Source organism: Streptomyces sp. RKAG293 (assembly GCF_023701745.1).
Classification (GTDB): Bacteria; Actinomycetota; Actinomycetes; order Streptomycetales; family Streptomycetaceae; genus Actinacidiphila.
The window spans coordinates 2941785-2961229 of the sequence record NZ_JAJOZB010000001.1 but is presented as its reverse complement, the minus strand read 5'-3'; the positions used below and the strand labels follow the sequence as shown (position 1 = coordinate 2961229).

The window sequence follows — 19445 nt, the reverse complement described above, 5'->3', positions numbered from 1 at the left end:
CTCCGTTCCGGGTCAGGGGTGCCACTGGGCGATGGTGTGGGCGGATCCGTCGATGGCGTGGTTGATGGGTCCGGATGCGCCGGTGGAGGCGAGGAGGAACCCGAACATCACGGCGACGAAGCAGACCCCGGCTTTGATGGAGCCGACCTTGAGTAGGAAGGCGAGCAGGGCGCCGAACAGCAGGACGAGGGAGACGGTTACGACCACGGGCGGGACTCCGTTCGGGTCGGGGTCCCCGGCTGGGCGGGGGTGTCGGTGGCGGCGTGGCGGGTGCGGGTGAAGGCGTTGAACAGGTGGCGGCCGGTGCGTATGCGGATGCCGTTGCCGTGGCAGCGGCGGCAGTGCTTGCCGCGCCGGGGCTTGCCGGTACGGGTGTGGGTGAGCTGGAAGCCGAGTCCGTTGCACTTGCGGCAGCGGCCGAACGGCTGGGCGGCGCACAGGGCGGCGTAACCGAGGGTGAACAGCAGGATCAGGGCGATAGCGAGCGCGGGCAGGGCCATGACGGGCCTCCTGGGCCGGTTTCGGGCAAACTCCAGGTCAGGGCGCTAACCACTAGCGTCCTGATCAGGGGCGTGAGGGGGGTCTAACAGGGGCCGCTAGCGCTAGCGGGGGTCACCGCTAGCGCCAGCGGCCCACGGGACTACCCGGCGTCCCGATTTCGGTCACGCTCCGCGACCGCACCGAGGATCGCGTCCCGCTCCACACCGCGCCGGTTGACGACCTTCCCGTCGATGCGGCGGCCGACCTGGACCGTGCGGATGCCGCGCGGCTTGAGGACCATCACCAACTGATCCGGCCCCCAACCGGTGTAGACCTCCGGGCGCAGCAGCGCCAAGGCGGCGGTCAGCGTCTCGGACCACACCTTGTTCTCACCCGCCGGCCAGATCGCCACCAGGTCATCGAGCAGGTTGTCCCCCTGCGCGGCCGGGTCGGCGGTGCTGGTGTTCTCTCCGGCGGCGTGGCCGGTGACGGTCCCGGCCGCCTTGCGCATCGCCAACGCCCGCTGGGCGATGGCGTCGGCGGCGGGGGTGTCGAGGTAGGCGGTGCGGACCACCGTCGGCACGTCCAGCGCTCCGGCCAGGTAGCCGATGCCTGCGTCGACCTTGGGGCGGAAGGTGGTGGCGCGGATGCCGTTCTTGTAGGCGCTGGTCCCGAGGATCATGTCGTTCTCGACCTGACCGGCGACCCGCAGGCAGAACCGGATGGACACGTTGCCCGAGATGCCGGTGGGCAGGGAGTCCTTGTCCGGGCGCTGCGTGGCCAGTACCAGCACGACCCCGAGGGCGCGGCCGACCTTGATGATGAACTCGGCGTCCTCCCCGGCCTGCTTGCCGTACTTGGGGTGCGCGAAGACGTTCTGGCACTCATCGAAGATCGCCAGCAGCACATGCAGGCCAACCTTCATGTCCGCGATCTGCCGCGTCACCCGCTTGTCCGGGCAGATGTCACGGGGCAGGCCCTTGAGGATCGGGCCGCGCCGCATGACCTCTTTCCGCAGCAGGGCCAGCGACTCGGCGGCGTAGGCGATCGCCTCGTCGTCAATGCCGGACACGAACCGGTGCGAGACCGGCTCATGGGTGTCCAGGTCACCGGTGCCCTTGTTCTCGTGCAGCCACAGTTCCACCGACGGATCCAGGGACGCACCGCAGACCAGGACCCGAACTGAGCTGGTCTTGCCCTGGCCGGGCTGGGAGCCGAACAGGTAGTTGTGTTGGACGATCGGCACCGCCACCGCCCGCCCGCGCGGGTCCACCCCGAACGGCAGGTCACGGAAGATGTCGTGACGGCCCTTGGTCGCCAGCGGCCAGGGGATCAGGCCTTGCTTGGCGATGTCCCGGTCACCGACCCACAACACCAACCGGCCCTCATGCAGGTCCGCGTCCCCTTCCGGCCACACGGTGCCCAGCGGGCGGCGCAGTCCGGAGGCGAGGCGCTTGCGGCGTTCCATGATGTCGCCGGCGGTGACCCCGCGCGGCAGGTCCACCGTGGCCCGCCACCCGGGCCCGTCCTGCCGGATCGGGTCCGGGAAGGTGATCTCCCCGCGCCCCATACCCCCGATGCCCAGGGACAGCAGGGCCTGTTCGACCTGGTCGGAGGTGAGGCGGGGCAGGATGTGCTTGGACACCGCCCGGGTGATCAGCGGCCGGTCCGCCGGCCGCCCGTACAACCCGAGCAACAGCATGGCGCCGAACCCCACCGCCGCAAGCTGCGCGGTCGACAGGATCACCCACAGCACCAGTGCCAAGACCAGCCCGAACACAGCGGCCAAGGCCAGCATGACCGAGCGGGCGCGGACCCGGTCATCGCGCTTGCGGGACAGCTTGAGGTACAGCTCAGCGTCCTCCCTCCGCACCGAGTAGGCGCGCATCGGGGCGCCTTCCGCGTCCGTGGCCCACCTTCCCGCGCTACCGACCAGCCGCACCATTCCCCGCGGGGAACGTCCGGCGATCCGGGCCACGTAGAGCGGACTGCGCACGGCGTGGAACCCGGCCGCGTACGCGGTGTTGTTCATCGCGCGGGCAACGGCGGCCTTGAATGTCGCCCGGTCCCTGGCCCAGCCGGGTACGACCGGCCGGCGCACGGTCGGTTGCGCGTCGTCGGGCACGGTGCCGGAGGTGGCGGTGTCCACCATCGCCGCCGGGCCCTCGTCGGTGTCGTCGTCCTCGTCGGCCAGCAGGGACGGGGCCCCCTTGGCCCCCTCGTCGCGGGCGGCGCGGGCCTTGTCCAGGTCCACCAGCTCACCGCCGGAATCGGCGGCCATATCGTGTTCCAGGCGGTTGAAGAGTTCGTTTTCGTCGTCGTGATTCACTTCAGTTTCCTTCCAGAAACGGGAGGGTCGGCGGGGTCCGGTCACTGCTTTGGTTGGGAGAGACCGGACCCCGTTCAAGCGACGCGCTGTTCGGGATAGGCGCAGCTCACACAGCACCCGAGTGACGTGGGGATGACGTATCCCGCGTCGGTGTGGCATTCGGGGCAGATACGGCGGGCGGTGTTCGCCAGTGCAAGCGCCGTCCACTTGGCCGGGGTCATGGGCCGGACCGGCTTGGCCAGGTCGATGCGGTAGAGGTAGGCGACTAGCGGGCCGCGCCGGTAGCGCGGCCGGAAGACTTCCGCCTGCACGCCCTGACCACCCGGACGCAGCCCCAAGGCCCGTAACTGGCGACGCGTCGCCAGACCGTCGGGTGCGCAGCGCCACACGTGGCGTGGCAGCGTGCTCGGCGGGCCCGGTATGCGCGCTGAGTTGAGGCACTTTCCGTAGACGAGGGACATCAGGACACCGCCTCAGCAGCGGGTCCGTCGGCGGTGCGCTCAGCCTTCAACGCGTCACGCACGAGCCGGGCCTTAGCCGGTGCGGTCCGTAGTTCCTTGCGGATCGCCTCGGCGGTCAGAGCATCGTCGGGCCATGCTGCGGTGGCCTCGCGCCCCTCGATCAGGAGCTGTTCGGGGGTGCGGGTCGGTCGGGGGTTGCGGGCCGACTGCGGCACTCGACCGGTCGCCCGACGGGGCGCCTGCACCGCCGCCGCGACCGGCTGAGCGATCGGGGCCGGGGTCGGCGGGTGGTCGGCCGACTCCAGCGCCGCACGAACCGGCGCTTCCGGCATGGCGGGCGGGGTCGACTCTTGCAGGTCAGACACCGACTGATTCGTCAGTATCACAGATGGTTCATCCTGGTTTGCGGGTCGGTGGTGCAGCACCTTCGCGACCAGGTCGGAGCCGAAGAAGATCGACCCGACCGGCAGCGAGGTGGCCAGCAGTACCAGCGCCCAATTCGCAGGCGCCCACTCAGCGAGCACCATCCGCGATCCGCCGGTGTGCAGCGCGGGCACCAGGCCGTGTACATAGTTCAGGACCAGCGACGCAGCGGTGTAACCCGCCAGCACCCACCGGGCGGTAGTGCGGTCCTGGCCGGTCAGTACGAGCGTGGCAACGAGCGCTAGCGCCATGAGGCCATCGACGACGAACGGGTACAGCAGGGAAGCCGTACCGTCCGCCCCGACCGTGGCCGCGACATCCCGTTGCGCGTTCCACGACACCCGAAACGCCATCCCCACCACACCAACAAGCGCCAGGACCAGCAGGGTCTTAGGGAGCCGCTTCATGCTCCGACTCCCGCCGGAGCCTGCCGGCCGAGGTTGGCCAGCCGCCGCCGCTCAGCGAGTACCTTGCGCTGCGCCCGCCGGATCCGGCGTGTATCCACCTCGGAGGTGGGCCGGTCGAGCGTCATGATCTGTGCGTCCAGCAACTCGACTTCCGCCAGGATCACGGGCATCTCAACCTCGATGCCCGCAAGCTCAGCGACCGTCGGCTCCCGGTCGAACTCTGCGGCGGTAACAACCGCCTGAACAGTGCCGATGAACCTCATGGGTCGTAGTTCCTTCCAGGTAGGACGGCCCTAACAGCGGCTCCGGTGTTCGCGCACCGGAGCCGCCCTGCGTCCACCCGTCGAATGACGAGTGGCCATGACCCCCGACGCGCCCCCGAAGGGGCTCGCCGAGGATCAAAAACACTCGTATCGATCAACGCTCTGTTGAGTTGTCAAAGGTCAGACGCTTCCTTCGACCCCGTTTCACGGGCGGCCTCCGGGCGTTACCGTCCTGCATGTGCGCCAGCATGAACGGCCTAGATGGGTAACCTAGGTTTCTTGCTTGAACGTCAAGCTACCTAGGTTGGTTTCCGTGTGTCAAGGTCTCTCGCCCAGAAGAGGCAAATGACCTAGGTCAGGTAAGCTTTAGGAATGGATGCGAAGCCTGAGAAGAAGCCCAACGCCAAGGAGATCGCTGCTACGTTCCGCAACGACATCGCTGACGGGGTGTACGGCCCTGGTGCGCGGTTGCCGGGCGCCAAGGGCTACGCCGGAAAGCTCGGCGTAGCGCTCATGACTGTGCAGAACGCGTACGGACGGCTCGCGGAAGAAGGCCTGGTTGAGGGCCGCCAAGGGAGCGGCACCTATGTCGTCGACCCGGCAGCGGGGGAGCCCACGGCGCAGCAAGCGGCTTCGAGCATCCGCGAGCTTCAGGCTGAACTGACGCATGTCACGTCCCAGCTCTCCGAACTGCGTAGCCGGGTGGAAGCCCTGGAAGGCGGCGGCTCCGTCAATCCGGCTGGACCCGCCGTCTGAGCCCGTCCGTTGAATCCCGGCTGTGTTCATATCGCCTCCTCTGCACTCAGCACGTGCGGTCTGTTGGTCTGCGTCGATAGGCTGGAAACTGCCTCTGCAACCTTTGTAACCGGGCTGCCTGACTGACCGACAGATGCTCAATGTGGCCACCCGTGGGCGGTCACATAGGCCTCATGGGGAGGACCGCGTGGGACAGCGTCCGAACGATCTGACACCGCACGCCAGCCCTCAGCACTACCTCGGCGCGGAGATGCGTTCGTGGCGAAGTCAGCGCGGTCTGTCCCTGGGGAAGCTGAGCAAGCTCATCCGGTTCAACACCAGCTACATGGCCCGTGTGGAGCGCGGCGGCCAGGCCGCGTCTGTCGAGCTGGTGAAGGCGTACGACCGGCAACTCCAGGCCGGCGACTCGCTGAACCGGATCCAGCGCTCGATCCTTGAGGGCGCCAGCCTGGACGTGCTGCTTCGTGGCCATGTGGCTAATCCGGGGACTCATGTGGCCAAAGAGCCTGTGGCCCTGGCCGCGCAAGCGGCCTTAGAGGCACCGTCGGCGGAGGGGATCTCCGTCCCCGTTCGTACCGACGACGGAAGGATCATCTTCGTGTCACTGTCTCGCCGCGCCATGATCGGGGCTCTTGGAGCAGGGGCCGCGCTCGCTGCCACGTCTGACCTTCCGGCGGCTGCAAGCGTTCCCCGGCAGCCCAACCTCCTGTTGTCAGGCGCGGACCCGATCCAGCACCTTCGCGAGACCCGGCGAGTGCTCATCGACAACGACAACCTGTTCGGCCCACACCGCGTGATTCCGCTGGTACAGCAGCAAATTGCTGCCATCAAGGCGCTGAGGGCCGATAGGCGCGGTACCGACCGTCGTCAGCTCATCCAATTGCAGACCCAATATTCGGAACTCTGCGGATGGCTCTACCAGGACGTCGGCGACTTCCGCGCCGCTCAGCACTGGATGCATGAGGCGCTGGAAGCGTCGCACATGTCCGGCGACCCGGAATTGACCGTCTATGTGCTTGCCCGGCGCGGTCAGCTCGCGGGCGACATGCGGGACCCCGTTGAAGCCGTAGACGTGGCCGAGGCTGCCGAGGACCTGGCCGCCCCTCGTAGCCGGCTCGCTGCCGTGGCCGCGACCTACGCTGCTCACGGGCATGCCTTGCGCAACGACCCGGCAGCCTGCCAACAGGCGTACGACCACGCACGCGATCTGTTGGGAACCATGGACAGTGACCCGGCTTCCCCTTGGGGAGTGTGGCTCGACGCTCCCTACATAGAGGTTCAGCGTGCCCACAGTCTCGCCATCCTCGGTGACCACCGCGCCGCCGCAGAGGGATTCCGCAGTGCGATCGTTAGGCTTCCCCCCGGATACCACCGTGACCGCGGGGTCTATCTGGCCCGAGAAGCCGTAGCTCATGCGGGAGCCGGAGAGGCGGAGCAAGCGGCGACGGTAGGCGCTCAGGCCCTGAGCATCGGGATCGAGACGGGATCCGCGCGAATCACCCAGGAGCTTGCACGGCTCGATGGCGATCTCGATAAGTGGCGGGCCGTACCCGCCGTTGCAGACTTCAAGACCGCGATGGACGACGCTCTGATCCACCAGGCATGATCTCGGCTTCCGAGCGCCCGCACTGAACATCTAGGAGACCCGCCATGCCCCGCCCGTACGTGCTTCTAAGTGCCGCTACCTCGGTTGACGGCTACCTAGACGACTCCAGCGCCGAGCGACTGCTCCTCAGCAACAGCGCCGACTTCGACCGGGTAGACCAGGTGCGCGCGGAGTCGGACGCCATCCTCATTGGCGCCGGCACGATGCGCGCCGACAATCCGAGGTTGTTGGTCAACAGCGCGGAACGGCGTGCCGCCCGAGTGTCCGCCGGCAAGCCTGAGTACCCGCTGAAGGTCACCGTCTCCGCGAGCGGGAACCTAGATGCCGATTTCAAGTTCTGGCACCACGGCGGCGAAAAGCTGGCCTACACGACCGATACAGGAGCGGAGGAGCTGCGCGAGCGGCTGGCAGGTCTGGCCGATGTCGTGTCTACCGGTGCTGACATCGACTTCGGCAGGCTTCTCGATGACCTCGGAGCGCGGGGAGTCGAGCGGCTGATGGTGGAAGGCGGCGGACAGATCCACACGGCGTTCCTCTCGCAGGGCCTCGCTGACGAGATTCACCTTGCCATTGCACCTCTTGTCGTTGGGGACCCTCAAGCTCCCCGGTTTCTCCAGGCTGCCAACTATCCTGGCGGGTCCACACGCCGGATGCACCTGGCGGAGGCTCGGACCATCGGTGACGTAGTGCTGCTCCGTTACCTTCCCAAGCAGGAGAGCAACGCGTGACAACGACCGACGATCGACACTGGATGACCGCAGCAATCGAACTGTCCCGCCTGTGTCCGCCGGCGGAAGGTGCCTACTCGGTGGGGGCCATCATCGTCGATGAACACGGCGAGGAGATGGCACGGGGGTACTCACGAGAGACCGATCCGCACGTGCACGCCGAGGAGTCAGCACTCGCGAAGCTCGCGCCCGATGATCCTCGACTGCCGGGTGCCACCTTGTACAGCACCTTGGAGCCTTGCAGCCAGCGAAAGTCGCGCCCTCTCACCTGCACGCAACTGGTCCTGACGTCCGGGGTCGGCAGGGTCGTCATCGCGTGGAGAGAACCGCCCCTATTCGTTGGCGATTGTGTCGGGGTTGAGACGCTGCGCGAAGCGGGTGTCATCGTGGTCGAACTACCTGACATGGCACCCCAAGCGCGTGCCGTTAACGCGCATCTATCCGGCTTGAGTGACGAGTAGCCTGGCGGAGGCTTCAGAACGAATTCCTGTTAAATAAAGTTACGTGCGGTATGTGAGATCACGGCGAACTTGGAGTACTCGAAGTGGGGCGGGGCGAAGTCGTGCCGTCTGGCTCCAAACCGTTTTTCAGAATCAACTGCAAAGACTCATTTGCTGTATTCTTCCCTGCCAGGGTCATCAACGGTCGAATGTCTCCCGCATCGACGGAAAGGCGGGCCCAATGCTCAGCTTTTGAATGGTCGCCATCTTTCAGGTCAAAGTCCATTAAATACGAAAGCGCCAAGGTCTCTCCGTCCTGAAAGAGTCTCATCGCGGTATTCCGTGCGATCTCAATATCACCTCGTTCTGCCCGATATTCTGCAAGCTTCAGAAGAGAATAGCCACTGAGGCGACTATCGCCCGGATTGGAAGCCATGGACTCTGCCTCGGCGTGTTCACCAATCCGTTCGAAGTAGAAGGCTATATCAACCGACGGTCGCAATCCTCCCATTTCCTTTAGCCGTTGGATAAGGCGACCCGCTTCGTGATCATCCCCGTTTCGAATGCATTGAATGGTCACAATTTCCAAACTCTCAAAAAACCCACGTTCTGCGGCTTCGTTCGCGATTCGTTCTGCTTCTTCAAGGTCGCCAGAGCTTGCGCGGCCCCAAGGTAAAAAGGTTGCCGTCCGCTCCTCCCCTGCTTCCACTAGCTGCCAATATACCGTTTCTGCATCCTCCTTCCTTCCATGCCTTTCATGCAATAGCATCAAATCCAGGAGAGTTCCGTGGTCGAGTGCAGGTGTAATGCCCAGGCGAATCTCATCGGCCTTGGAAGTTTTTCCATTCGCTTCATTAATCTGCGCCAGGGCATAGGCCGACTGCACATCCCCCAGTTGCATCCCTTTTTCGTATATCAATTCGGCCTCTTCGGTCTGCCCCATTTCTTGAAGCAGGGAAGCCAGGCCATAGAAAGAAAGGGTGTCCCCTCTTTCTATTAGGAGGCGATAAAGCCAAATGGCTATCTCTTGCCTGTCATTGATGGCTTCAGAGTCTGCCCATTGTCGCAGTTCGACAAGTTGTCCTAAATCTGCCGCCTTTCTGTACATCTCCCGCGATCCTTCGATGTCGCCGGCATCTTGCTTCTCTGTAGCAAGGGCTACCCAGGCCGCAGGCTCTCCCGATACGGCAATTCGGAGAAGCAGTTCCTGTGATTTTTCGGCATTTCCGAGCTCGTAGCTTTGATGGGCTAGCTCCCATAGGGCTTCGCTCTCGCCGAGCGCGGCAGCCGTATCAGCTAAGGCTGCTCCATGGCGAACTCGCAGGCGGTGGATTGCGGATATCGCCAGACGGTTAATATCGTGAGCGGAGGATATCAAGGAAGTCGCCGCTTCCCAGAATGAATTAGGTGGGCACTTCGCCCTACGTGTTTTGCGGCTGTAGTGGTGCAGATAATCTGCGAGATCAATCACTCCAGGTTCGGGACCAATTCCGCTGGACTTGGGAACTGGCGAGAAGGCGGAGGCTACGCTTTTAATTCGGCGTTGAGTGTAGATTATGGCATTCTCTTGCCAGTCGTCAGGGGCTTCTGCTCGCTGTGAGTCAGTCAAGTACCCTGGTGCGGCAGCAATTAGGAAGTCTAAAGGCAAAGGGGCGGTCGCACCGAGACGCCGAGCATCCATCGCGGCTGTTATGAGTGCTTTCCCATAACAGCCGTAGGGGCCGACTGGGTGCTCATAATGGTCAACAAGGTCAGGGCCAGCTGCCAGGATTTGAGTGACCCGGCCAGTTTCACCACTTGCGCGATGGGCGGCGGCCAACGAGGCGTCGCTATCGGTTTCGTCGTTCAAGACGGAAAGTTCTGCAGCGCTCAGTTGGTTGGGCACGACGTGAAGGGATGTTTGATCAAGTAGGGCTGTAACGTGAGCGGATCCTCCCGGATGGGAAGAAGCATCTGAAGCTAAGGATCTGTAATGCTCGGGCCACAAGGTTAGAATTGCAACAGTGGGTCCTGCCCCTTCCAATCGGCGGCGCAGAGCTGCTGCGGATGACTCGCTCCCCTCTCCAGACAGATAATGCTGTGCCTCATTCAGCCACAAGACAGTCTTTGCCCCAATGGCGCCAGCATCTAGAGCCGCGGTCAGACTGGCCGAATCCTTTGGGAATAGCAGTTGCCAATCAGGAAGACAAGAGAGAACGGCTTCATATGCACTGCGCGTCTTTCCCGTGCATGATTCGCCGCGAAGTACGATTATTTCAACTCGCTGGCTAGTTGCGATAGAACGCAGCAAATGTCTCAGTTTCTCATCGTGCGTCCGCGGGATATATTTCGGCAGAACGAATCCTCCCGCTTCATCCCCAAGTCCAGCAATGGCTGGGTGAACGCCGAGTTGGGCCGGCGTCCAGTCGTGCACAGGACGTGGGATGTCAGCTAAAGCGTCCGTGCGGGACTGCTGAACTTGTCGGAAGATCTCAGCTTCGGCGTTGGCGCGCTCAACTCGCCTGCCAGTGAAGATTGCTCGCTCTTGCAGCACAGCCCTGTGGCGATTACCCCAGATTTCCCCATCCAGCAAAGGGCTGGTCTCAGTGCTCAGTCTTCTGCGCTGCTCTGCCTCTGTCCGTAGAATCCGGACCACGGCCACGATTTGCTCCGGTTGCTGCGGAACCTGGGCACCTTCGAGCCACTTGCCTACCGTTGTCGGCGAAACGCCTACCGACCGGGCAAGGGTTCGGGCTGATGGCTGGCGTCCAAGGACATCTCTGTGCATGGCTCCCAACGCCCGAAGGGCTTGGATGAAGTCCCTCTCAGCAGAGCCGATGCCGTCCTCGGATTCCAAGTTGCTACCTCGACACTCGTGTCCGGTGTCCAGTTGTGTGACTGGACACTGAGAGCGTACGACGAACACAGCCGAGTGGAGTGCAGTTCAACAGGCAACGTCTGTCCAGTCAGCGACGAACGGGTGCGCTACAACTCGGTGGACGGACAAGGTCGATGGCATTCCGTGCAACAGCTTGACCATCGGGAGTGACAGTGTCCGCAGAACAGGTCCTCAGCGCCTTGCTCGCCCTTTCCGTGGCTCTCAACGTGGGCTTCATTTCAGGCTTCACTGCGACACGGACGGGTGCAGGCCTTGCACAGGCGGTGCTCGTTGGTGGTGGTGGTGCAGGAACTTGCCTGGCCCTCGCCATCGCAGCGGTCTCTGCGTACCGGTGAACGAACAGGGCCGGGTCCTTGGTCAGCCGACGCTGATAGATAGAGGAGCATGGCTTCCGGAGCCATGGCTGACATCAGCGGATGATCAACAACGCCGTATGGCTGGCTACAGTCCCGCCTGCCTGTTCAGGCACGGTACCCACCGACAGCGCCCAAGCAACGACATCGTTGGAGCGATCGGCGGTTGCGTGCGCCTGGGGGGGCAGGGCGTCTGCACACCAGGGCCGTCCTGGGGCCGTGCGAGGCCGACTTGGGGCCGCCGACAACGACCGATGACAACCGTTCGTCGTCAGCTCAGGGGCTGGTCAACGCAAGAGTGCGCACCTCGGCACTCCAAGGTGTCAGTTCCTGCGCAACAAGAAGCAGGAGTGGGAGGAGTACCGGAGCGAGGTCACCGCCTTCGAGCTCCGCAAGAACCTCCCCAACCTGTAAGAGGGAGTCACCTCCCTGACGGCATCCGGGCCGGCGGCGTCATGCCGTCGGCCCGTTGTCGTTCGCGTTGCCCCTGGTGGCTACGGGGCCGGCTCGATGTTCTGGTTGGCGTGGAAGAGGTTGTTCGGGTCGTAGGTGTGTTTGATCGACGCGAGCCGGTCGTAGTGGTCGCCGTAGGTGGCTCTGACGCGGTCCTGGCTTTCTCCGGCGCCGATGAAGTTGACGTAGCCGCCGCCCATGGAGTGCGGGTGCAGGTCCTCCCAGTAGTTGACGCACCAGTCCTTGACGGTCCCGGCGTTGGCCGGGTCGGGGTCGATGCCGCCGATGACGCCGGACCACATGGCGTCGCGGTACGCCCATGCCGTGTCGCCCGGGGCGACGCGGTGCGCGGCTCCGTCGACCGGGTAGAGGTGCATGGTCGACAGGTCGGTGGGGAGGTTCTCGGCGTACTTGGCGTGCACGCCGATGGCGTCGTCCGTGATCCGGTCGAAGAAGTCACCGCGCCAGTACCACTGCAGGCCCTTCGGGATCAGCTCGTCGAACATGGTCTGCAGCATGGGGTAGGGCATCGGCGTCGAGAAGTGGAAGGCCGGCGTGCCCGCGTCGTTCACGGGGGCCAGGGCCTGCTCGATGCCGTCCGGGTCCCCTGTCCAGCACCACACGACACCGCACATCTTGCGGCCGTGGATCTCCTCGGGGAACGGGGGGCCGGGCGGGACGGAGAGGACGGCGAAGAAGCCGTTCAGGTCCTCGGGCGCCTGCGGCAGGAAGTCGCGGTACCAGCGCAGCACCTCGTGGATGTGGTCGACCGGCCAGAGGCTGATCGCGAGACCGACGGTGTGCACCGGGTGCAGCCGGAAGCGGAACGAGGTGACGATGCCGAAGTTGCCGCCGCCGCCGCGCAGCGCCCAGAACAGGTCCGGGTTCTCGCTCTCGCTCGCGGTGACGAAGCTGCCGTCGGCGAGCACCACGTCGGCCGCCACCAGGCTGTCCATCGTCAGACCGTACTTGCGGGTGAGGTGGCCGTGGCCGCCGCCGAGGGTGAGCCCGCCGACGCCGGTCGTCGACATGATGCCGGCGGGTACGGCCAGTTCGAACGCGTGGGTGGCGTGGTCCAGATCGCCGAGCTGGGCCCCGCCGCCGACCCGGGCGGTCTTCGCGGCGGGGTCGACGCGCACCCAGCGCATCGGCGACAGATCGACGGTGACGCCGTCGTCGACCAGGCACAGTCCGGCGCCGCTGTGTCCGCCGCCCCGGACGGCGAGTTCCAGTCCCTGCTCGCGGATGAAGTCGACCGCGGCCATCACGTCCGCCGTGTCGGAGCACCGCACGATCGCGGCCGGGTGCTTGTCGACCATGGCGTTGTAGACCTTGCGGGCCTCCGGGTAATCGGGATCCTGCGGAGCGATGACCGGGCCGCGCAACGCGGTCCGCATCGCCTCAAGAGTGCTGCCGTCCATGGCGATCTCCTCGGCGAGACTCGGGCCGCCTCCTCCACCCGGCCGCTCCCCGGCCGGGCCGCCGGTGGGCGGTTGTGCGCCGACGCCCTGGGCACCCTCCATCAGCCGTGGGGCATGGCGGACCCCAGGCCGATACATCCAGCATCCCGCCGGTCGGGGAGGACCGCATGTTCACCCGGATGCCGGGTTTGGGCCGGAAGCGCACCATGAAGGTCCACTGCCTTCCGGACGACTGACCTGCGCGGGGGTGGTCCGCGTGTCAGCCGATGTAGGCCGGGGCGAGGGCCGCAGGGGTCAGGGTGCGAGGAGTGCCGGTGCCGTCGGCGGGGACCGTGTAGAGGTCCGCGCCGAAGTCGCCCGGCAGCGAGTAGGCGACGGTGCGGTCGTCGGTCCAGACGGCCTGGTCGTCGACGCTGCGGGTCTCGGCCAGCGGGGTCTCGCGCAGCGTGGCGAGGTCGAGGGCGTAGAGCCGCCAGGGGGCGTCGGGGGACAGGCCCGGGACGCGCTTCTTGAAGACCAGGCGGGTGCCGTCGGGCGAGAGCGACGGGCACTCCACGTTCGGGCGCAGCGTCGTCACGGTGCGGGCCGCGATGTCACCACGGATGAGATACGTGCTGCCGCCGGTGGCGAGCGTCGCGTAGAAGTGCCCGTCGTCGGCGAAGGTGACGCCCCAGAAGTTCACGTCGGCGGCGCGGTAGCGGTGGCCGTCCTTGAGGATCGTGAAGTCCTCCAGGCTGGCGTCGAGTGCGCCGGTCCTGACGTCGAGGAGCGAGGTGCGGGTGGAGAAGTCGGTGCCCGCGTACGAGTCGCCGCCGACGAAGACCGTCCAGGCGGCGAGGTGGCCGCTGGGCGAGACCCGGGCGCGGGTCGGGATCCCGTTCAGCGGGTAGTGCCGGGTCTCCTTGAGGTGGGAGTCGAGGACGACCGCGCGGTAGGTGTCCTGGACGGTGCCGTGCACGGACTGCAGACAGATACCGGTGCCGGCGGCGGCGTGGAAGCGCAGACAGCGGACGCCCGAGGCGGTACGGGTCGCCCCGGGCGAGGCGGCGGGCACGGTGGCCAGTTCATCGCGGTGCGGACCCCAGGCCATGTTGCGGAAGACCATGAGCCGGGGGCCGGCCGGGGCCAGCGACACCGCGCCCTGGACGACCGGCGGGCCGCCGGCCTGCTCGGTGTTCCTGCGGGCGGCCCGGTCGGAAGCGTGCCAGACCGCCGCGCCCGCCACACAGGCGAGCACGGCGGCCGCCGCGACGAGGATCAGCAGCCGGTTCCGGGTGCTCATGGGGCCGGCTCCGGTCACGGTCAGCTGGTCCAGATGCCGGTGATGTCGGACGCGGAGGCGGCGTTCCCGGCGTGCGAGGTGCCGAACATGTCCTCAAGGGTGCGCAGCAGGTTGTAGTGGTTGTACGTGGTCGGCGAGGTGCTGCCCGGGGTCACGCGCTGTCCGTAGAGGACGGTGGGGATGCGGTTGCCGGCCAGCCGGTTGTCCTCGTCGAAGGTGACGATGAGCAGGCTGTTGTGGGTCTTGGCCCACGTGGCGTAAGCGCCGAGATTGTTCTTGATCCAGGTGTCACCCGTGCCGACGGAGCAGTCGTGCATGTCGCTGCACAGGTTCGGCACGACGAAGGAGACCTGCGGCAGCGTCGAGTAGTCCGAAGGGAACTGCGCGAACGTCTTGGCGCTGGAGGTCGGCACGTTGCTGAAGCCGAACCAGGGGTTGTGCTTCTGCGCGTACTTGCCGCTGCTGCACGTGGTGGAGCCCTGGCTGGGGAGCGTCTCGTTGTAGCTGCCCCAGGTCTTGCCCGCGGCGATCAGCTCGGAGGCGAGGTTGGGCGCGGAGCTGAAGCCGGGGGTGACGCAGCTGTCGCCGGTGACGCCCTGGTTGCTGCCGGAGAACACCTGGTAGTAGTTCGGCTGGCTCGGGTGCGTGACGCCGTACGAGGCGGTGAGGTTCGCGCCGCCGGTCTTCAGCGAGTTGATGTAGGGGGCGCTGGAGCTGCCGATCACCTGGTTGTACGCGTGGTTCTCCATCATCACGACGATCACGTGGTCCGGAGTGGGGACGGCGGCCGCCGCGTGCGCGGTGGACGCGCCGCCGAGGCCGGCCCACAGGCCGACGGACGCGCCGGCCAGCCCGAGGGCGGCGGCGAGGGCGGTGAGGGGGCGACGCGGTACGGATATCGACAAGCCGGGCACGGCTTACCTCCGGTGTGGGGGTATGGGGGCGCAGAGCGCTGTCAGCGTAGGAGCGGCCGGCGGAAGTGAGAAGATCCGCCGACGTGAATGGCCGGGAAACGAACGGTGCGGGCCCACCGGGACGCGCGCGGCCTGCAGCCCGGACGGGTCCGCAGTCCACTCGGACGGGCTCCGCAATCCACTCGGACGAGTCCTGTCGTCCGCCCGGACCGGCTCCGCCGTCACCCGACGGCGCGGGAACCGTCCGGTGCACGCCGTTCCAGGTCGGCGGCCGGGCGGTTACGCTCAGCTGGGACCTTGATCGCAGGCATGACGTACCGGAGGCGAGATGTCACTGCCGCAGGGGCGCCGGAGCAGCACGTTCTCCCGGCTGCTGCGCCACGGGTTCACCGATCCGGCGGCGGCCGAGGTGCTGGTGGAGGCCGCGGGGCTGACCGCGGTGCGGACCGATCCGGTGCTCCTGGAAGCGCTCGGCGCGACGGCGGACCCCGATCAGGCGCTGCTGGGCCTGGTCCGGCTGGTGGAGGTGCTGGACGAGGGCGAGCGGCGGACCCTGCTCGACACCCTGACCAGCGCCAAGCCGCTGCGCGACCGGCTGCTCGGGGTGCTCGGCGCCTCCGAGGCGCTCGGCGACCACCTCGCCCGGCACCCGCGCGACTGGCACGCCCTGGTGACGTACGAGTCCGCCGACCTGCACCCCGGCGTCGCCGAGTTCGAACGCGGGCTGGCCTCGGCAACCGACCCCGACCTGCTGCGCGCCGCCTACCGCCGCTGCATGCTGGCGATCGCCGCCCGCGATGTGTGCGGCACCAGCGACCTGGCGCAGACGGCCGCGGAGCTGGCCGACCTGGCCACCGCGACGGTGCGCGCGGCCCTCTCCATCGCCGCCGCCGAGGCACCGGAGGATGCGGCGCTGTGCCGGCTCGCGGTGATCGGCATGGGCAAGTGCGGCGGCCACGAGCTGAACTACGTCTCGGACGTCGACGTGATCTTCGTGGCCGAGCCGGCCGACGGCGCCGAGGAGGCCGGGGCGATGCGGGCCGCGACACGGCTGGCCGCCCGGATGATGCGGGTCTGCTCCGACACCACCGCCGAGGGCACCATCTGGCCGGTCGACGCCAACCTGCGGCCGGAAGGCAAGAACGGCCCGCTGGTACGCACGCTTTCCAGCCATGTCGCGTACTACAAGCGGTGGGCCAAGACCTGGGAGTTCCAGGCGCTGCTCAAGGCCCGGCCGATGGCGGGCGACCGTGAACTGGGCCTGGCGTACGTCGAGGCGCTCTCGCCGATGGTGTGGCAGGCCGCCGACCGCGACCACTTCGTCACCGACGTCCAGCAGATGCGCCGCCGCGTCGTGGAGGGCATCCCCGCCGCGCACGTCGAGCGGGAGCTGAAGCTCGGCCCCGGTGGGCTGCGCGATGTCGAGTTCGCCGTGCAGCTGCTGCAGTTGGTACACGGCAGAACCGATTCCTCACTGCGCAGCGGCACCACCCTCACGGCGCTGGCCCAGCTCGTCGCCGGTGGCTACGTGGGCCGCGCCGACGCCGCCTCGCTCGACGCCGCCTACCGCTTCCTGCGGCTGATGGAGCACCGGATCCAGCTGTACCGGCTGCGCCGCACCCATCTGGTGCCGGACGACGAGGCCGGGCAGCGCCGCCTGGGCCGGTCACTGGGCTTTCGCGCCAACCCCGTCGCCGAGCTGAACCGGGAGTGGAAGCGGCACGCCGTCGAGGTGCGCCGGCTGCACGAGAAGCTCTTCTACCGGCCGCTGCTCGACGCGGTCGCCCAGCTCGAGCCGGTCGAGACCCGGCTCAGCGACAACGCCGCCATGCAGCGTCTGCAGGCGCTCGGGTACGCCGATCCGGCCGCCGCCTACCGTCATCTGGAGGCACTGGCCAGCGGCGTCAGCCGCAAGGCCGCCATCCAGCGCACCCTGCTGCCCGTCCTGCTCGGCTGGTTCGGCGACTCCGCCGACCCGGACGCCGGGCTCTTCGGCTTCCGCAAGGTCTCCGACGCGCTCGGCAAGACCCCCTGGTACCTGCGGCTGCTGCGGGACGAGGGCGCCGCCGCCGAACATCTCGCCCGGGTGCTCTCCTCCGGCCGGCTCGCCCCCGACCTGCTCATGCGGGCTCCCGAGGCGGTCGCCCTGCTCGGCGCCCCGGAGGGCCTGCGGCCGCGGTCCGCGGCGGCGCTCGAACAGGAGGTGCTGGCCGCGGTCGGCCGCGCCGACACCCCGGAACAGGCGGTCACCGCGGTCCGCGGCGTCCGGCGCCGTGAGCTGTTCCGGACGGCGGCGGCGGATGTCATCGGCGAGCTGGACGTGGACGCGGTGGGCACCGCCGTCACCGACATCAACGCGACCACCGTCGTGGGCGCCCTGCGGGCGGCCGTGAACGCCGTCGAGGCGGCGGACGGGCCGCTGGCGACCCGCTTCGCCGTCATCGGCATGGGCCGCTTCGGCGGGCGCGAACAGGGCTACGGCTCGGACGCCGACGTGATGTTCGTCCATGAACCGCTCGACGGCGCCGAGGAGGCCCGGGCCGCCGGCCAGGCCCTCAAGATCGCCAACGAACTGCGCCGGCTGCTGCAGATCCCCACCGCCGACCCGCCGCTGATCATGGACGCGGATCTGCGCCCGGAGGGCAAGAGCGGTCCGCTGGTGCGGTCGCTCGGCTCGTACGCCGCCTACTACCGGCGCTGGTCGCTGGGCTGGGAGAGCCAGGCGCTGCTGCGCGCCGACCCCATGGCCGGGGACCAGGGCCTCGGCGAGCGCTTCATCGAGCTGATCGACCCGCTGCGGTACCCTGCCGACGGGCTCGACGAGGACGCGGTGCGGGAGATCCGGCGGCTCAAGGCCCGGATGGAGTCCGAGCGGATGCCGCGCGGCGCCGACCCCACCACCCACGCCAAGCTCGGCCGCGGCGGGCTCTCCGACGTCGAGTGGACCGTCCAGCTGCTGCAGATGCAGCACGGCGGGCGGCGGAAGGAACTGCGCACCACCCGGACCCGCCGGGCGCTGGACGCCCTGCGCGCCGCCGGTCTGGTCGGCGCCGACGACGCGGCCGTCCTCGACGAGGCGTGGGTGCTGGCCACCCGGGTCCGCAACGCGGTGATGCTGGTCCGCGGCCGCCCGGGGGACACCTTCCCCGGCGACGGCCGGGAGCTCGCCGCCGTGGGGCGCTACCTCGGCTACTCGGCCGGCCACGTCGGCGACATGGTCGAGGAGTACCGCCGGACGACCCGGCGGGCCCGCGCGGTCGTCGAGCGGCTCTTCTACGAGTACGAGGCGTGACGGTGCGGGGCGTGAGGGTGCGGGGCGTGAGGGTGCGGGGCGTGCCGGCCGGCCGTGGAGACGGGCTCAGCGGCGGCGGGCGGTGGCCGGGTAGCGCGGCAGGTGGTAGACGAAGCGGCCGTAGACCGCGTAGACCAACGCGAAGCCGGCACCCAGGCACACGGCGCCCCCTATGGCGTCGAGCCAGAAGTGGTTGGCCGTCGAGATGATCACGACCAGGGTCGCCAGCGGGTAGAGGATGCCCAGCACCTTCGCCCACAGCGGCCGGGCGAGCATCGCGACGGTGATGCCGCACCACAGCGACCAGCCGATGTGCATGGACGGCATCGCGGCGTACTGGTTGGACACATGTGCCAGGTCGCCGGAGGCCATCGAGCCCCATGTGTGGTGCGCCTTGACCGTGTCGATGAAGTCGATGCCGTGCATCAGCCGGGGCGGGGCGAGCGGATAGAAGTAGAAGCCGACCAGCGCCATGCCGGTGGTGATGAAGAGGACCGTGCGGGCCGGGCCGTAGCGGCCCGGATGTCTGCGGTAGAGCCACACCAGGACGCCGATGGTGATGATGAAGTGCAGCGTCGCGTAGTAGTAGTTCATCCCTACGATGAGCCATGTCACCGAGTTCACGGCGTGGTTGACGCTGTGCTCGACGGCCAGGCCGAGGTGGTTCTCCACCTTCCAGATCCAGTTCGCGTGCCGCATCGCCGCCGACTGCTGCTCGGGGACGGCGTTCCGGACGAGCGAATACACCCAGTAACTGACCGCGATCAGTGAGATCTCGAACCACAGACGCGGTCTGCGGGGGGTGCGGAGCCTCGACACGAGGGTATGGCGGGGTGCCGTAGGGCCCTCGCTCGGCGCTCCATCGGAATCAGCGGAACCGATGGAGCGCGGCGGGGCGGCCGTACGGCCAGCCAGGATCTTCGCGGTCGGTTCCCCCATGGAGGAATAGTCTGCCAGAC

16 protein-coding genes and 1 pseudogene are annotated in these 19445 nt (G+C 67.4%); 6 read left to right on the top strand and 11 right to left on the bottom strand.

The genetic code is table 11. From position 1 onward, the window contains the following. Nucleotides 1-12: 12 nt before the first annotated feature. From LNW72_RS13115 to LNW72_RS13090, 6 genes are all read right to left on the bottom strand, one after another. On the bottom strand, nt 13-207 hold the full coding sequence (locus tag LNW72_RS13115) for a hypothetical protein (RefSeq protein ID WP_250975573.1): 195 nt from the start codon (nt 205-207) through the stop codon (nt 13-15). Further along, on the bottom strand, nt 198-500 hold the full coding sequence (locus tag LNW72_RS13110) for a hypothetical protein (RefSeq protein WP_250975572.1): 303 nt from the start codon (nt 498-500) through the stop codon (nt 198-200). The genes LNW72_RS13115 and LNW72_RS13110 overlap by 10 nt, the downstream gene beginning before the upstream one ends. A 140-nt stretch (nt 501-640) precedes the next feature. Continuing rightward, nucleotides 641-2809 carry a cell division protein FtsK gene (locus tag LNW72_RS13105; protein WP_250975571.1) on the bottom strand — a complete coding sequence of 723 codons (2169 nt, stop codon included), beginning with the start codon at nt 2807-2809 and terminating at the stop codon, nt 641-643. A gap of 74 nt (nt 2810-2883) precedes the next feature. Further along, nucleotides 2884-3270, bottom strand: a complete 387-nt coding sequence (locus LNW72_RS13100) for an RRQRL motif-containing zinc-binding protein (protein ID WP_250975570.1) — start codon at nt 3268-3270, stop codon at nt 2884-2886. After that, complete coding sequence (locus LNW72_RS13095) at nt 3270-4100, bottom strand: DUF2637 domain-containing protein (RefSeq protein WP_250975569.1); 831 nt, start codon at nt 4098-4100, stop codon at nt 3270-3272. Before LNW72_RS13095 ends, LNW72_RS13100 begins: the two co-directional genes overlap by 1 nt. Beyond that, nucleotides 4097-4363: a DUF6284 family protein gene (locus LNW72_RS13090; protein WP_250975568.1), complete on the bottom strand. Its 267-nt coding sequence runs from the start codon at nt 4361-4363 to the stop codon at nt 4097-4099. The genes LNW72_RS13095 and LNW72_RS13090 overlap by 4 nt, the downstream gene beginning before the upstream one ends. Before the next feature lie 372 nt (nt 4364-4735). On the opposite strand from LNW72_RS13090, the gene LNW72_RS13085 reads away from it, so the two are divergent. The 4 genes from LNW72_RS13085 (at nt 4736) to LNW72_RS41610 (ending at nt 7914) form a co-directional block, all read left to right on the top strand. Further along, nucleotides 4736-5119: a winged helix-turn-helix domain-containing protein gene (locus tag LNW72_RS13085; protein ID WP_250975567.1), complete on the top strand. Its 384-nt coding sequence runs from the start codon at nt 4736-4738 to the stop codon at nt 5117-5119. A gap of 187 nt (nt 5120-5306) precedes the next feature. Further along, entirely contained in the window at nt 5307-6725 is a 1419-nt protein-coding gene (locus tag LNW72_RS13080; protein WP_250975566.1) for a helix-turn-helix transcriptional regulator, read from the top strand. Between the two features lie 44 nt (nt 6726-6769). Then, nucleotides 6770-7453, top strand: coding sequence for a dihydrofolate reductase family protein (locus LNW72_RS41615; protein WP_308401933.1), 684 nt, complete (start codon nt 6770-6772; stop codon nt 7451-7453). After that, entirely contained in the window at nt 7450-7914 is a 465-nt protein-coding gene (locus LNW72_RS41610; protein ID WP_308401932.1) for a deaminase, read from the top strand. The genes LNW72_RS41615 and LNW72_RS41610 overlap by 4 nt, the downstream gene beginning before the upstream one ends. Before the next feature lie 58 nt (nt 7915-7972). Here LNW72_RS41610 and LNW72_RS13070 read toward each other — a convergent pair whose 3' ends face one another. Further along, complete coding sequence (locus tag LNW72_RS13070) at nt 7973-10729, bottom strand: hypothetical protein (RefSeq protein WP_250975565.1); 2757 nt, start codon at nt 10727-10729, stop codon at nt 7973-7975. 722 nt (nt 10730-11451) lie between these two features. On the opposite strand from LNW72_RS13070, the pseudogene LNW72_RS42065 reads away from it, so the two are divergent. Continuing rightward, a pseudogene (locus LNW72_RS42065) lies at nt 11452-11538 on the top strand (glutamine synthetase); the annotation flags it as partial. Nucleotides 11539-11618: 80 nt separating this feature from the next. On the opposite strand, the gene LNW72_RS13065 reads toward LNW72_RS42065, so the two are convergent. From LNW72_RS13065 to LNW72_RS13055, 3 genes are all read right to left on the bottom strand, one after another. Continuing rightward, nucleotides 11619-12998: an FAD-binding oxidoreductase gene (locus LNW72_RS13065; protein ID WP_250980133.1), complete on the bottom strand. Its 1380-nt coding sequence runs from the start codon at nt 12996-12998 to the stop codon at nt 11619-11621. 259 nt (nt 12999-13257) lie between these two features. Then, nucleotides 13258-14280 carry a TolB-like translocation protein gene (locus LNW72_RS13060; protein WP_250975564.1) on the bottom strand — a complete coding sequence of 341 codons (1023 nt, stop codon included), beginning with the start codon at nt 14278-14280 and terminating at the stop codon, nt 13258-13260. Between the two features lie 20 nt (nt 14281-14300). Beyond that, nucleotides 14301-15185: an alkaline phosphatase family protein gene (locus tag LNW72_RS13055; protein ID WP_285370286.1), complete on the bottom strand. Its 885-nt coding sequence runs from the start codon at nt 15183-15185 to the stop codon at nt 14301-14303. 337 nt (nt 15186-15522) lie between these two features. On the opposite strand from LNW72_RS13055, the gene LNW72_RS13050 reads away from it, so the two are divergent. Further along, entirely contained in the window at nt 15523-18486 is a 2964-nt protein-coding gene (locus LNW72_RS13050; protein WP_250975562.1) for a bifunctional [glutamine synthetase] adenylyltransferase/[glutamine synthetase]-adenylyl-L-tyrosine phosphorylase, read from the top strand. A gap of 66 nt (nt 18487-18552) precedes the next feature. Here the strand turns inward: LNW72_RS13050 and LNW72_RS13045 are convergent, their stop codons facing one another. Then, nucleotides 18553-19425, bottom strand: a complete 873-nt coding sequence (locus LNW72_RS13045; RefSeq protein ID WP_250975561.1) for a phosphatase PAP2 family protein — start codon at nt 19423-19425, stop codon at nt 18553-18555. Nucleotides 19426-19445 lie beyond the last annotated feature (20 nt).

Excerpts from the sequence above, each read along its gene's own strand:
- LNW72_RS13110 (WP_250975572.1), bottom strand. The coding sequence starts at position 500 with ATGGCCCTGCCCGCGCTCGCTATCGCCCTGATCCTGCTGTTCACCCTC.
- LNW72_RS13100 (WP_250975570.1), bottom strand. The coding sequence starts at position 3,270 with ATGTCCCTCGTCTACGGAAAGTGCCTCAACTCAGCGCGCATACCGGGC.
- LNW72_RS13095 (WP_250975569.1), bottom strand. The coding sequence starts at position 4,100 with ATGAAGCGGCTCCCTAAGACCCTGCTGGTCCTGGCGCTTGTTGGTGTG.
- LNW72_RS13090 (WP_250975568.1), bottom strand. The coding sequence starts at position 4,363 with ATGAGGTTCATCGGCACTGTTCAGGCGGTTGTTACCGCCGCAGAGTTC.
- LNW72_RS13085 (WP_250975567.1), top strand. The coding sequence starts at position 4,736 with ATGGATGCGAAGCCTGAGAAGAAGCCCAACGCCAAGGAGATCGCTGCT.
- LNW72_RS41615 (WP_308401933.1), top strand. The coding sequence starts at position 6,770 with ATGCCCCGCCCGTACGTGCTTCTAAGTGCCGCTACCTCGGTTGACGGC.
- LNW72_RS13065 (WP_250980133.1), bottom strand. The coding sequence starts at position 12,998 with ATGGACGGCAGCACTCTTGAGGCGATGCGGACCGCGTTGCGCGGCCCG.
- LNW72_RS13060 (WP_250975564.1), bottom strand. The coding sequence starts at position 14,280 with ATGAGCACCCGGAACCGGCTGCTGATCCTCGTCGCGGCGGCCGCCGTG.
- LNW72_RS13050 (WP_250975562.1), top strand. The coding sequence starts at position 15,523 with ATGTCACTGCCGCAGGGGCGCCGGAGCAGCACGTTCTCCCGGCTGCTG.
- LNW72_RS13045 (WP_250975561.1), bottom strand. The coding sequence starts at position 19,425 with ATGGGGGAACCGACCGCGAAGATCCTGGCTGGCCGTACGGCCGCCCCG.